Here is a 14403-nt window from a genome sequence, read left to right as displayed (position 1 = left end):
TATACACTCATCCAAAATAATAAATAAATGGTTATAAATGAATAAATTATCAATACTAAAAAATAAGAAAGTTCTATATGTGGAAGATGATCCTATTGTCAGGGATAGTATTTCAAAGGTTCTAAGTGTTTTTTTTAATAATATTATTGTACTACAAGATGGGCAGGAAGCTATGAACTTAATAGAAAAAAACTTTGATATTATAATTCTAGATTTAAATTTACCAAAATACAATGGTATTGAAATAGCAAAAGCTTTTAGGGCAAAAAGTCAGGAAAGCTTAATTTTTATGATTTCTAATTATCAAGAAATTCAGAATTTAAGAGATGCTATGAAAGTTGGAGCTATTGATTTTTTATCAAAACCTATAAGTTTTGACGAATTAAAAACAGTTCTCGAAGAGTGTGCAAATAGATTATCAAAAGATATAATCCATCACATTGATAACAATTTAATTTATAATAGCCAATTAAAAACTATTTTTAAAAATAATAATGAAGAAATTAAGTTAACTAAAAATGAAATAATTTTTTTAGAGTTAGTAATTTCAAATAAAAATCAAGTTTTAACTTATGATGTAATAACAAATGAACTATTTAATAGTCAAAATAGTAGTGTAAACTTACCATCAATCAAAAATATGGTTTTACGACTTAGAAAAAAACTAAATACAAATTTGGTTGAAAGTATATTTGGGATTGGTTATCGTGTTTTATAATTTTTTAAGAGTAATAACTATTTTTATATTTTTTTGCTTAAACTCTTTCGCTTTTGAAATTACAGACTTAAAAGATTATCAAAATTTAAATAAAGAGATTAAAGTTCTTTTTGATTCAAATGACACATACAACATAAGAAATCTTCCTTTTGAAGAGTTTTATTTACCTCAAAAACTAGCATTTGGTTATGTAAAAGGTTCTGTTTGGAGTAAATTAGAACTTCATAGTAAAAAAGATAAAAATATTCTTTTAATTAATCCAAAAATAAATATAAATATCTTAGATGTGTATATTTTTGAAGATAATGTTTTAATTAAAACTCATAATTTAGGTAATTATAGAACTATCTCTCAAAATTTCATTTCTTCAAAATTTACTAATATAAATTTAGAATTAAAAGAAAATAAAAAATATACAATCATTTCAAAACTACAATCAAAAAGCGTTATAGATGCAACTTGGTTTATCGCATATAATAATGAATTTTTGTCGTTTATTATCTATGATACTTTATTCTGGGGTCTCTTATTTGGGGTTGTATTATCTTTGATTATTTATAATATTTCAATTTATGCAAGTTTGAAAAATACTAAATACATTGCTTACTCTTTTCATGGATTAACTGCATTATTGTTCCAATTTTCTACGAATGGGATTTTCTATCAATTTGAATTTTATTCTAATCCAATAATTTTTAATTCTGTTAGTTGGAGTTTATCTCAACTTAGTTTACTGAGTATTTTATGGTTTTTAATGCTATTTTTTAACACTAAAAAAACTATGCCTTTAATACATAAATTTATATTTTTACTTTTTATTTTCATTTTTTTGATGTTGTTTTTATTTATTTATTCTTTTTTTGATGTGGAAATAATAAATACTGTACGAACTATTACAAAACCTCTATCTTTATTTATTTTGTTATTTGTATTTGGGGTTGCTATTTATGGATTAAGAAAAAAAATAGAGGGGTCTTTTTACTATTTTTTAGGTCATGGAATATTTTTGATTACTTTATTTTATCAACAGTTTAGTGGAATCATAGTAAATGAAGAAACAAACCTTTTATCAATGTATATTGTAGCTCTTGGTATGCTTTTCGATGTAACTTTTTTATCTTTAGCTCTTGGAAAAAAATTTAAGACTCTCAAAGAAAATACCGAAATGAATCAAAAGCTTCTAGTTACTCAATCTGGTTTTTCAGCAATAGGAAGAACTATAGGAAATCTCTCTCACCAATGGAAAATACCAATTTCAAGATTAGGAAGTCTTTTAACCCAAATGGAAGCAACACTTTGGAAGAGAGATGATAAATTAAAAAATGAATTAAATGAGATAATAATATCAATGAGAGAAAGTCTTAATTTTATGCAAAATTCAATAACTGAATTTAATAATTTTTATCTCAATTCAAATCAAAAAACAAGATTTAATTTATCAAAAGAAATAGAAAATATTATAAATTTGCTAAGTGCAAAAACAATGTATTCTGATTGTTCTATTGAAAAAAACTTAAGTGAAGAAATCGAATTTTTTGGACATAAAAATGCTTTTGCTAATGTTTGTCTAATTATTATTGACAATGCCTTGGATATTATTAAACAAAGAAAAATTTTACAAGGCAAAATAATCATTTCTATATCAAAAAAAAATGAAAAAATAGTACTTAAAATAGAAGATAACGGTGGAGGAATAGATATAACTCCTATAAATAAAATATTTGAAGTTTTCGTAAGTGAAAAAGAAAATGGAAATGGTATGGGACTTACTATGTGTAAAATTTTAGTAGAAAATAATCTTGATGGTACAATTGAAGTTTTTAATAATCAAAAGGGGGCAACTTTTAAAATTGTTTTTTAATAATATTTAGCAAAGTTTAAATATTTTATTTACAAGAATTAAAAAAATTCTAAATAAGCGATTTTTTTACGATTTTTTTCCTGTATAGTAAAAAAAACTATAGATAATTATTAAGGGAAAATATGCTTGAAAATAAAGAAAAGAATTTAAAAAAACTATGTTCAATAAATGAAAAAATTTTAGAACTTTTAAATAAAAAGAATATCTTATTAGAAAATGAGCCTTCTTTAAACTCATTTTTAATTAAACAAAAATTATTAGAAAAATTAAATCTAAATAACTATAAAAAACTAGATACTAAATACATAAATCAAGTATTCAATGAAATATATTCTAACTCTTTTTTTTACGACAATGAAAAAATTGTTTATTTAGGTCCTGAAGGAAGCTATACTCACGAAGCATCTATAAATCTGTTTGGAATAAATAATAACTATTATTCAGTTAATTCAATTAAAAATATTTTTTTTGAAGTAGAAGAAGGAAGAGCTAAATATGGCATAGTTCCTATTGAAAATAGTTCAAATGGAATAGTTGGTGATACAATAAATTGTTTTGATAATTACAATTTAAATATCATAGGAGAAACTGTTTTAGATATACATCATACTCTTGTAAGTAACTGTTCAAAAACTCAAGATATAAAAATCATTTACTCTAAAGATATTGCGTTTGACCAATGTTCAATTTTTTTAGAAAACTATCATTTAAATGAAGTAAAATACGAATATGTAGACTCGACAACAAAAGCTGCTAAACTTGCAGCTCAAACACCAAATAGTGCTGCTATTTGCTCAAAACTTGCTGCAAAAACTCATAATATTCCTATTTTATTTGAATCTATTGAAGATAAAAAAGATAATAAAACTAGATTTTTAATCATAAGTAAATTTGAAAACGAAAGAAATGATAATACTAAAACTTCTATTATTGTTAAACTGCCAAATACGCAAGGAAGTTTAATCAATTTTTTAAATGATTTTAAAAAAGCAAAAATAAATCTAAATAAAATCAAATCACATATTGTAAAAGGTATTTCTACTTTTTTTATAGAGTTTGAAGGAGATAAAAATGATAAAGAAGTACAAAAAATCATTAAAAAGCATAATTCACATATAAAAGTTTTAGGCTCTTATATGAAACAAATTGAAGATATATAAAAATTGCGATTATTTCGCGATTCAATTTTAATAAGCTTTGAATACATATTAAAAAAAGGATGATTATGAAAAATATTACTAAATTAAGTTTTGTTACCGCTCTTTCAATGGCTTCATTTCCCACATGTCTTAGTGCAAATGAAACTTTAGCTGATGCTTTTACTAATGGAAAAATAAAAGGAGAAATCAAATCAGTTTATTCAAGTTCTAATTTTTTAGGAAACTCAAAAACAGATAATATCTCAACTATTGGTGGTAGTTTAGGTTTTATTACTGCTGATTTTTATGGTTTTTCTGCTGGAGCTACTTTTCAGGCTTCCCATGTAATTGATGATAGAAATAAAAATAATGTTTTTAGCTCTGACTTAAATGCATCAGGAGGAGTTTTATCTGAAGCTTATTTAGATTATAAATTATCAAATACAAGTGTAAAAGCTGGTAGACAATATATTTATACTCCTTTAGTTAGTACAGCAATTGATGGTAAATCTTCAGAAAGTCTATTAAAAGACTCTTTTGAAGCTTATTTGTTAACAAATAGTGATATTCCTAATACTACTATTGTTGCTGGATATGTTGATAAATATCAGGCTAAAACAGATGGAAATACAGATATTGGTAAATTTAATGACTTTGAAGATGGTGCTTATACTTTATATGTAAAAAATAATTCTGTTGAAAATCTTGAATTACAAGCTCAATATTTAGATGTTAATGCAACTAATTCAAATAATGATAGAAATAATATTTATTTACAAGCTGATTATAAAATTGGTACTCATACTATTTCAGCACAATATTTATCATCAAAAGATGAATCAAAAGGTTCTACTTTAGAAGATGGTGAATTATACGGAATTAAAGCTCAAGGTGCACTAGGAATAGGAAAATTAGGCTATCTTGTAGCTTTTAATTCAAGCACAAAAGATGGTGATGTAAATTTAGGGGCTGGAGCTGGAACAACTGATACAGCATTTACAGCAATGCCTGTAAATGGAGGAGGAGTTCCTACAAGAGCTAATACTGATACATTAGTTGGTGGTTTGATAGTTCCTGTTTATGATATTACTACTATAGCTTACGCTGGTTATTCTTGGTCTAATGGTGGATTAGGTGATGTTAGTGCTGTTGGGGCAATGGCTATTTATCCATTTTATGAAAATTTCTTGCTAAAAGTTAATTATGAACATGTTGAAACTGAACATACGATTATTCCTGCTGGAATAGAAGAGAAAAATACTGATGTTGCAAGAGTTTATTTGTCATATAAATTTTAAGTAAATTTTATCTCTCCTAAAATTTAACTTTATTCAATCCTCCTTCTATAAAAGGAGGATTTTTATTATTAAAATTATTAAACAATAAACAAAAAATAAAGCACTATTGGTATAACAATCAAACTAAAAAGATTACCAACAGCAACTAAAGAAGCAACTACACTAGAATCATATCCATATTTTTCTGCCATTAATGAATTTACAACAGCAGGTGGCAATGCTCCAAATAAAATTATTAAACTTGTTTGAAGTGGTGTATAATCAAAAATATAAATCGCAACTAATGCCATTAAAATACCAGAAAGTGGACATAATATAGCACCAATTAAGCCTATTTTCCAATGACTAAACTCAATAGTTGATAATCTAACACCTAATGCAAATAAAACCAAAGGTATAGATATTTGAGATAACATTTTTAAAGGCTCTATTAAAATTTGTGGTAAATGAAGATTATAATAATTAAATATTAATCCAAAAAATGTTGCTAATATAACAGGATTTTTAAGAAGTTCACTAATTTTTGCAACTCCACCATACATAACAACTGCTATTGTAAATTGCCCTACTATTTGCACTATCGACAAGGCTATTATCAAAGCCATTGCCTCTTCACCAAAAGCAAATAATGCCAAAGGAAGCCCTAAATTTATGGAATTATTAAACATCATTGAAGGAAGAAAAGTTCTTGGATTAACACCTAATAATTTAGTTATTGGATATAAAATAATTCCAGAACCTAAAACTACAATAACAGCACCTAGTGAAAAAGTACCTAAAGTTGTAATTGATGGTAATTTTTCACTAATTGCATAAAAAACTAAAATAGGAATAAAAACTTCAAGATTTATTTTATTTGGTATATCCATACTAATTTTTTCTTTTTTTGCATAAAAATATCCAATTAATGCAATAATCAAAACAGGAAAAATAATCTCTATTATTTTTAAAAACATTAGAAAAAACTACTTTTTATAATAAACATATTCTAAAATAGTAGAAATTGTTCTTGTATAAGGGGCATCTAATCCTTGGGCTTCACAATTTTTTATCACAACTGTACAAATTTCATCTAACTCTAATTCTCTATTATTTTCAACATCTACTAACATAGATGGTTTTATTGAATCAAAATTTGTAATCAAATCAAACATATCATCTATCTCATTTTTAGAAATATTTATTCCTTTATTTAAAGCTGCAATTGCTGTTTCACTCATAAGACCATAAACGATTTTTGATAGTTTTTCATGGTGCATGATTTCACCTGTTTTTTCTTTTAATAATGCACAAATTGCATTTACACCATTATTTATAATAAGTTTTTTCCAAAGTTCTACATTTATATTTTCTGAAATTTGTGTTGGGATTTTTGCATCATTAAAAACTTCTTTTAATTCATTTAAAAAACTCTCATTAGATTTTGTTGGCTCAATTGCACCTAAAATAGTTTCAGCAGTTCCTGTTGCAGTAATAACAGCAGGACTTACAATATGAGCGCCGATTTTTCTTGTAAGTCCTGCAATAATATGGGTTTTGTCTAAATGTGTAGAAAGGATTTCTTCATTATCTACTCCATTTTGTAAAGAGATAATATAAGGAATCTGTTTTTTATTAGCAAACCATTCTTTTAAGTCATTTGCTAAAGATAAAGTTGAAGTTGACTTAGTGGCAATCAAAACAGCATCAAAATTTTGTAGTTGAATTTTTTTGATTTCATCAATATTATAGGAAACAACTCTCTTAAAAAAAGAAAATTCTGGGTGCTGCAACTTCAACTTTTTTTGCTGTAAAGCTTCTAATTGCTTTCCTCTTGCAACAAAAATTACATCATGTCCTGCGTCGATTAATCTTGCACCAAAATAAGAGCCGATACCACCAGCACCCAGAATTAAAAATCTCATTTTCTACCTTTTTTATTTCTCGCTAAAGAAATTTAATAATAAATTGTTAAATCTATCTTTATGTTCAATTTGTGTCCAGTGTCCACATTGTCCAAAAATATGTAATTGAGATTTTAAGATAAGTTGGTTTAATTTAATAGAATTTTGAACAGGTATAACCTTATCTTCTCTTCCATGTATGATTAAAACCTCTTTATCAATTTTTTTGATGTCATTTTCACAACTCATCATAGAATCAACACCATTTTGTCTTGGAGCTGGAAACATTGAACCAAAAGATTCTTGGAATCCTGGTCTAATACTTGCTTCATATCTCATTTTTGCTAAGTCATCAGTTACGATACTTCTATCATAAGCAAAAATATCAAGTAATTCTTTCATATTTTCAATACTTGGAGTATATCCCCATGCTTTATCAAGTCCATAAGTTAAATCAAAATAAACACCAACTGCACCCATTAATACAACTTTGTTAAATCTTTCTGGATATTTAATAGTTAAAGCTAAAGCTAAAGCTCCACCAAAAGAGTTACCAACTAAATTTGTTTTTTCAATCCCTAAAGCATCCATTAAATCAATAGTTTGAGCAACCCAAGTATCCATATTATATGTAATACCTTCAGGTCTATCTGAGTAACCAAACCCAACCATATCAGGAGCAATAACTCTGAACTTTTCAGCTAAAACAGGCATTGAACCTCTCCAGTTTGCATAAGCTGAAACACCTGGTCCTGAACCATGAATAAACATAATTGGCTCACCTTCTCCTAAATCATGATAATTTGTGTTAAATTTTCCTGTTTTTATATTGTTCGCAATTTCTGGATTTGACATTTTTTCTCCTTTTTTATATCTATTAATTTTTTAAATTAAACTCTTTTGCAAGAAGTTCATAAGATTTTATTCTATCCTCAAAAGAGTATGTTACATTTACAATCATAACCTCATCAACACCATACTCTAAAGCTAATTTTTCTATTTTTTCTTTACACTCTTTAGGAGTTCCTAAAATCATAGAATTTAAAGTTTCGTGATAATATGCTTTATCTTCAAAACTCAAATTTTTATACAATTTTTTTACATCACTTGGACTATATAAACCATCTCTTTTTGGATGTCTAAAAGCTTGAACTTTCCAATATGTATGAAAACTTGCTATTTCTTGAGCTTTTTCTTTTGATTCTGCACAAATACACGTAACTGCCAACATAGCTTTTGGTTTTTTAAAATTTTTAGAAGGAACAAAATTATTTTTATAAAATTTCATAATATCTATTGGTCTATCATGTGTCCCTATAAACAAAGCCAAACAAAAACCAGTACCCAATTTCCCTGCTAGAATACTACTTCCATCACTTGAACCTAAAAGATAAACAGGTGTTGAATCTATATTTTTAGGTGATAAATTTACCCCATAAAAATAGTCATTTTTTGGAACTTTATCATCTAAATAGTTTATTAAATCATAGGCTTTTTTTGAATAATCTTGGCTATTTGAATTGTGTAAAGCCCTTGCTACTAAAAAATTAGCTCCACTAGCACGTCCTATTCCTAAATCAATTCGATTATTATGTAAAGCACTTAAAGTATTAAAAGTTTCTGCAACTTTAAAAGCACTATAGTGATTTAACATAACTCCACCACTTCCAACTCTCATGGTTTTTGTAGCATTCGCCACAGAGCTAACCATAATTTCTGGACATGAACTAGCATATCCAGGAGTGTCATGATGTTCAGCACACCAATATCTGTAGTAACCTAACTCTTCACATCTAACTGCTAATTTAACAGTATCAAATAGACCTTCTTTTGGCTCTTTTGCATCATGAATTGGAGATTGGTCAAGTACGCTTAATTTTAAAGAACTCATAAAAAATTATTTACCTAATTTTTTAGCACTTTTTCCACCAATACCAAAGTGTTGTTTAGGCATTTCATTTATAATTACCCTAACACTTTCAATTGGTGCTTCAAGTGATTCAGCAATTGCAAGACTTACTTTCTCAATCAATGCCTCTTTTTTTTCATCACTTCTACCTTCAATAATATTTATTGTAGCTATTGGCATTATTTTTATTCTCCTTACACAAATCTAAATGACAAAGTTCCTAAATCTTGGAACTTAACAGTTACATTATCACCTTTTTTTACACTAACAGCTTCTGTTATTGCACCTGAAAGGATATATTCACCAGCTTTTAGTTTTTCACCTCGTTCACTTAGCATATTAGCAAGCATAGCAATAGCAGTTGCAGGATGACCAAGTACGGCAGCACCAGCTCCTAATTGAACAACTTCTCCATTGATTTCCATTACTACACCCAAAGTTTTTAAATCTAAGTCTTTAATATCTCTCATTCTTCCACCTGTTACATATCTTGAAGATGAAGAGTTATCTGCAATTACAGATTTTAAATCAAATTTAAAATCTTTATATCTTGAATCAATAATCTCAACAGCTGGCATAACAAAATCAGTTGCAGCTAATACATCTCCAATATGACAACCTGGTCCTTCTAAATCATTTTTTAAAACAAATGCAATTTCAGCTTCAACTTTTGGATGAATTAATTCATCGATTTTAATCTCTGCTCCATCACCATAAGCAAAATAATCAGCTAAATAACCATAACAAGGATTTGGAACTCCCATTTGTTTCATTTTGGCTTGAGAAGTAAGTCCCATTTTCATACCTACGATTTTATGACCTTTAGCCTCTTTAGCTTTTCGTGCTGTCCATTGAATATCATAAGCATCTTCATAAGTCATATCTGGATAATCATCTGTAATTTTAGTAATTTCACTTGCATTTACTTCTGCTTCTTCACAATGTTTTGCTAACTTTTCTATTGTTGCTTTATCTAAACTCATTTTATTAATCCTTTTGCTCTTGCTAATTCCATTGCACAATCATCAATCATATCTTCTTGACCACCAATCATTCCTCTTTTACCTAATTCAACAAGTAAAGTTCTAGCATCTATTCCATACTTTTCTTCAGCTCGTCTTGCAAATAGTAAGAATGAAGAATAAACTCCTGCATATCCTAAAGTAATAGAATCTCTTGAAATTCTTGTCGGTTTCCCCATAATAGGTAATGCAATATCTTCTGCTGCATCTTCTATTGCTTCTAAATCAATTCCTGTATCTACACCCATTCTATTACAAACTGCTACTAAAACTTCAGTTGCAGTATTTCCAGAACCTGCTCCAAATCCAGCAAGTGATGCATCAATTCTTGTTGCTCCTGCTTCAATTGCAGCAAGTGAATTTGCAACACCCATTGATAAATTATTATGACCATGGAATCCTATTTCAATATCATTTCCAAACTCTTTTTTTAATATTGCTATTCTTGCACTTACATCATCAGGTAACATATAACCAGCTGAATCAGTTGCGTAAATTGTTTTTGCACCATAAGATACCATTTTAGCTGCTTCTTGAAGTAATTTTTCAGGAGTAACCATATGAGCCATCATTAAAAAACCAACCGTATCTATTCCCATACTAACAGCTGCTTTTATATGTTGTGCTGAACAATCTGCTTCAGTACAATGAGTAGCAACTCTAACCATAGAAATACCATGCTTAACTGCACTTTCTAAATCTTTTACAATACCAATTCCTGGAAGCATAAGTGCAGAAATTTTTGCATTTTTCATATAAGGAACAACAGCATCTAACCACTCTTCATCTGTATGTTTTCCAAAACCATAATTTAAAGAACTTCCTCCAAGACCATCACCATGAGTAACTTCAATATAAGGAACACCCGCACTATCCATTGCTGTTGACATTCTAGTCATCTCTTCCAATGAAAACTGATGTCTAATAGAGTGCATTCCATCTCTTAATGACATATCATGAATTTTTATTTTTTTTCCTCTTAAATCCATTTTTATGCTCCTTTTATCTTTTGTGCCATTTGTTCTGCTATATTTGTAGCAGCTGCTGTGATAATGTCTAAATTACCTGCATATTTAGGTAAATAATCCCCTAATCCCTCTATTTCTAACCAAATAGAAATCTTTTTCCCATCAAAAACTGGACCATTTTTAAGTGTATATCCTGGAATAAATTTTTGCATAGTTTTTACCATTTCATTTACTGATTTGATTATTGCTTCTTGATTTGGTTCTTCTTTAGTTAAACAATGTATTGTATCTCTCATCATCAAAGGCGGTTCTGCTGGATTTAATATAATAATTGCTTTACCTTTTTTCGCACCACCCACTACTTCAATTCCTAACTTCGTAGTTTCTGTAAATTCATCAATATTCGCTCTTGTTCCAGGACCTGCTGATTTTGAAGCTGCTGTTGCAATAATCTCAGCATACTCAACCTCTTGAACTTTTGAAACAGCTGCAATCATAGGAATTGTTGCTTGTCCTCCACAAGTTACCATATTTACATTTTGTGTATTTTGAGCTAATAATTCTTCAAGATTCACAGAAGGTACGCAAAAAGGTCCAATAGCAGCTGGTGTTAAATCAATAACTTTAACTCCAAGCTCTGCTAATTTTCTGTTATTTTCACCATGAACATAAGCAGATGTTGCATCAAAGGCAATTTTTACTCCATCTTCTTCGATAAAAGGAAGTAATCCATCTACACCATCAGCAGTAATTTTCATTCCTGCTTCTTTTGCTTTTTTTAATCCATCTGAATCAGGGTCAATTCCTACCATCCATAAAGGATTTAAAATATCACTTCTTTTAAGTTTATACATTAAATCTGTTCCAATATTTCCAGAACCAATCAATGCGCAATTTATTTTTTTCATTTTCAATCCTTTATATAAATCTACAAGAAGCAGACCCAATTCCACCAATGTTTATAGTCATATTATCACCTGGTTTTATTGTTACCATAGCACATAAAGCACCTGAAAGAATAACTTCACCAGCTTTTAGACCAACACCAAATTCACCCAATTTATTTGCAAGCCAAACAACAGCATTTACAGGACTTCCTAGAGCAGCAGCTCCTGCACCTGTATGTAATAACTCTCCATTACACTCTAAAGTAATTCCACAAGTTGTTAAATCTACATCTCTAGGATCTACTGCATTTCCACCAAATACTATATATCCACAAGAAGCATTATCAGCTACTGTATCTTGAATTTTTATTTTCCAATCTTGAATTCTTGAATCAACAATTTCAAAACAAGGCATTACAAATTTTGTTGCTTTTAAAACATCAGCAGCTGTAACTCCTGGTCCTTGAATATCTTCTTTTAAAACAAATGCTATCTCACCTTCGGCTTTTGGTTGAATCATTTTGTTTGTTACATCAATTACATCACCATCTGAATAAATCATATCAGATAGAAGATATCCAAAATCAGGTTGATGAACTCCAAGCATATTCATAACTACTTTTGAAGTAACTCCAATTTTTTTACCAATAATCTTAGAGTTATCATCTTGCATTCTTCTTTTCAAAAAGTGATATTGAATTGCATACGCATCTTCTATAGTTGAGTCTGGTTCTCTATTAGAAATAGGCTCAATTGTATAGTTTCCTTTTAATGCTTCGTATAATTCATTTCCATATTTTTCTATTTTTTCATTAGTCATTCCCATATTTTTGCCTTACATTTTTATACAAATATTTTTTAATTCTGTATAGAATTCTAAAGAGTGATGTCCACCCTCTCTTCCTATTCCTGAACCTTTCATTCCACCAAAAGCAGTTCTTAAATCTCTTAAGAACCATGAATTAATCCATACTATTCCAGAATCAATTTGACTTGCTACTCTATGAGCTTTATCAAGATTTTCTGTAAAAATTGTTGAAGCTAATCCATATTTTGTATCATTTGCCATTTTGATAACTTCTTCTTCTGTATCAAATGGTGCAATATGACAACAAGGTCCAAATACTTCTTCTTTTACAACTGTTGCAGTTTCAGGAAGTCCAGTCCAAATAGTAGGCTCAACAAAGAATCCATTTGCTAACTCACCTTCCATTTTAGGAGCTCCTCCACCAAGGATGATATTTGCACCCTCTTTTTTAGCAATATCATAAAACTCTAATACTTTATCTCTATGAGCAGCACTTACAACAGGTCCCATATCTACAGTTTCATCATTGTAAATACCAAGTTTAATTTTGCTTGCTCTTTCTTTTAGTTTTGAAACAAATTCATCAAAAATTGGTCTTTGTACATAAACTCTTTCAGTTCCTAAACAAACTTGTCCTGAGTTTGCAAATACTGATCTATATGTTTCAGCAATTGCTTTTTCCATATCACAATCAGCAAAAATAATAGCTGGATTTTTACCACCAAGCTCTAAAGATACATCTCTTACACCTTTTGAACAAGCTTGCATAATCATCTCACCTGTTTTTGTTTCACCTGTAAATGTTATTGCATCAATATCTTTGTGAGCTGTTAATAAATTTCCAGTAATGCTACCTTTTCCTTGAACTACGTTATATGCCCCTGCTGGCACTCCAACTTTAGACATAACTTCTCCAAGTAATGAAGTCGTAGTTGGTGTAACTTGAGATGGTTTAACAACAACTGTATTTCCACAAGCCATCGCTGGACCCACTTTCCAAGTCATAAGTAACAGTGGTAAATTCCAAGGAGAAATAACACCAATAACACCTTTTGGTTTTCTAATAGAATAATTAAACATTTTTCTACCATCTGGAGTATCTGCTTGATAAGCTTCTTCAGCATGAGATTTCATAGTATCTGCAAATACTTTGAAGTTAGCTGCTCCTCTTGGAATATCAATATGTCTTGCAATGTTATAAGGCTTACCTGTATCTAAACACTCTGCTTCTAAGAAATCATCAAATCTTCTATCAATTTCATTTGCAATTTCATACATTAAAGCAATTCTGTCATTTAACTTCATTTGTCCCCATTCACCACTAAGTGCTGCACGTGCAGCAGCAACTGCTGCATTTACCTCATCTTCTCTTCCTAAAGCAACTTTTGATAAAAGTTGTCCTGTCATTGGGTTTATATTGTCAAAAAACTCTCCACATTTTGAATCTAAAAATTGTCCATTAATATAGTGTTGTACTTTTTTCATTATTTTAATCCTATTTTTTCAATTGCATATTTTGCACATATAATATCTTCCTCTTCCGTTCCGCCTGAAACACCAATAGCCCCAACTTTTACACCATCTTCAAAAATAGGCAATCCTCCACCAAAAGGAATAAGTCTATTTCTGTTTGAAAATCCTTGCTCTAAATGTGGCATTTGTTTAAAAATTTCTGTCCATTGAGCTGTAGGAAATCCAAAACTAGCACTTGTAAAAGCCTTATCTTTTGCAATATCTATTGAATGAATAAATGATTCTTCCATTCGTAAAAAAGCCATTTCTAAGCCTTTATTATCCACAACACTTACGTTTATAGAAATATTTAACTCTTCTGCTTTTTCAATTGCAAAAAGACAAGCTTCCATTGAAGCCTGTCTTGATATTGATTTTTGTATTACTGTTGTACTCAT

15 protein-coding genes are annotated in these 14403 nt (G+C 29.0%); 4 read left to right on the top strand and 11 right to left on the bottom strand.

Annotated features, from left to right (window positions below; genetic code table 11):
- Positions 1-37: 37 nt before the first annotated feature.
- The 4 genes from AAQM_RS04960 to AAQM_RS04945 all read left to right on the top strand — a co-directional run bounded on the left by AAQM_RS04960 (position 38) and on the right by AAQM_RS04945 (position 5016).
- Positions 38-718, top strand: a complete 681-nt coding sequence (locus tag AAQM_RS04960; RefSeq protein WP_129094790.1) for a response regulator transcription factor — start codon at positions 38-40, stop codon at positions 716-718.
- Complete coding sequence (locus tag AAQM_RS04955) at positions 708-2579, top strand: sensor histidine kinase (protein WP_129094789.1); 1872 nt, start codon at positions 708-710, stop codon at positions 2577-2579. Before AAQM_RS04960 ends, AAQM_RS04955 begins: the two co-directional genes overlap by 11 nt.
- 122 nt (positions 2580-2701) lie before the next feature.
- Positions 2702-3739, top strand: a complete 1038-nt coding sequence (locus AAQM_RS04950) for a prephenate dehydratase (RefSeq protein WP_129094788.1) — start codon at positions 2702-2704, stop codon at positions 3737-3739.
- Between the two features lie 65 nt (positions 3740-3804).
- Positions 3805-5016 carry a hypothetical protein gene (locus AAQM_RS04945; protein ID WP_129094787.1) on the top strand — a complete coding sequence of 404 codons (1212 nt, stop codon included), beginning with the start codon at positions 3805-3807 and terminating at the stop codon, positions 5014-5016.
- Positions 5017-5093: 77 nt separating this feature from the next.
- Here AAQM_RS04945 and AAQM_RS04940 read toward each other — a convergent pair whose 3' ends face one another.
- From AAQM_RS04940 to AAQM_RS04890, 11 genes are read right to left on the bottom strand one after another with little or no spacing between them, the layout of a single operon-like run.
- Entirely contained in the window at positions 5094-5972 is an 879-nt protein-coding gene (locus AAQM_RS04940; protein ID WP_129094786.1) for an AEC family transporter, read from the bottom strand.
- 9 nt (positions 5973-5981) lie between these two features.
- Positions 5982-6920, bottom strand: a complete 939-nt coding sequence (locus AAQM_RS04935) for a ketopantoate reductase family protein (protein WP_129094785.1) — start codon at positions 6918-6920, stop codon at positions 5982-5984.
- A gap of 12 nt (positions 6921-6932) precedes the next feature.
- Positions 6933-7754, bottom strand: coding sequence for an alpha/beta fold hydrolase (locus AAQM_RS04930; protein WP_129094784.1), 822 nt, complete (start codon positions 7752-7754; stop codon positions 6933-6935).
- A gap of 22 nt (positions 7755-7776) precedes the next feature.
- A complete protein-coding gene (locus AAQM_RS04925) occupies positions 7777-8790 on the bottom strand; it encodes an LLM class flavin-dependent oxidoreductase (RefSeq protein ID WP_129094783.1) in 1014 nt (337 codons plus the stop codon).
- A 6-nt stretch (positions 8791-8796) separates the two neighbouring features.
- Positions 8797-8988 carry a 2-hydroxymuconate tautomerase gene (gene thmT, locus AAQM_RS04920; protein ID WP_129094782.1) on the bottom strand — a complete coding sequence of 64 codons (192 nt, stop codon included), beginning with the start codon at positions 8986-8988 and terminating at the stop codon, positions 8797-8799.
- A 14-nt stretch (positions 8989-9002) separates the two neighbouring features.
- Positions 9003-9791: a 2-oxo-3-hexenedioate decarboxylase gene (gene dmpH / locus AAQM_RS04915; protein WP_129094781.1), complete on the bottom strand. Its 789-nt coding sequence runs from the start codon at positions 9789-9791 to the stop codon at positions 9003-9005.
- Positions 9788-10819: a 4-hydroxy-2-oxovalerate aldolase gene (gene dmpG, locus AAQM_RS04910; RefSeq protein ID WP_129094780.1), complete on the bottom strand. Its 1032-nt coding sequence runs from the start codon at positions 10817-10819 to the stop codon at positions 9788-9790. Before dmpG ends, dmpH begins: the two co-directional genes overlap by 4 nt.
- Before the next feature lie 2 nt (positions 10820-10821).
- Positions 10822-11706 carry an acetaldehyde dehydrogenase (acetylating) gene (locus AAQM_RS04905; protein WP_129094779.1) on the bottom strand — a complete coding sequence of 295 codons (885 nt, stop codon included), beginning with the start codon at positions 11704-11706 and terminating at the stop codon, positions 10822-10824.
- 10 nt (positions 11707-11716) lie between these two features.
- Positions 11717-12511 (bottom strand): fumarylacetoacetate hydrolase family protein, encoded by a 795-nt coding sequence (locus AAQM_RS04900; RefSeq protein WP_275406534.1) that lies wholly within the window; start codon positions 12509-12511, stop codon positions 11717-11719.
- A 9-nt stretch (positions 12512-12520) separates the two neighbouring features.
- A complete protein-coding gene (locus tag AAQM_RS04895; RefSeq protein WP_129094778.1) occupies positions 12521-13978 on the bottom strand; it encodes a 2-hydroxymuconic semialdehyde dehydrogenase in 1458 nt (485 codons plus the stop codon).
- Complete coding sequence (locus AAQM_RS04890) at positions 13978-14403, bottom strand: GlcG/HbpS family heme-binding protein (RefSeq protein WP_129094777.1); 426 nt, start codon at positions 14401-14403, stop codon at positions 13978-13980. Before AAQM_RS04890 ends, AAQM_RS04895 begins: the two co-directional genes overlap by 1 nt.

The organism is Arcobacter aquimarinus (genome assembly GCF_013177635.1).
Taxonomy (GTDB): Bacteria; Campylobacterota; Campylobacteria; order Campylobacterales; family Arcobacteraceae; genus Aliarcobacter; species Aliarcobacter aquimarinus.
This window is presented reverse-complemented; position numbering and strand designations above follow the sequence as displayed.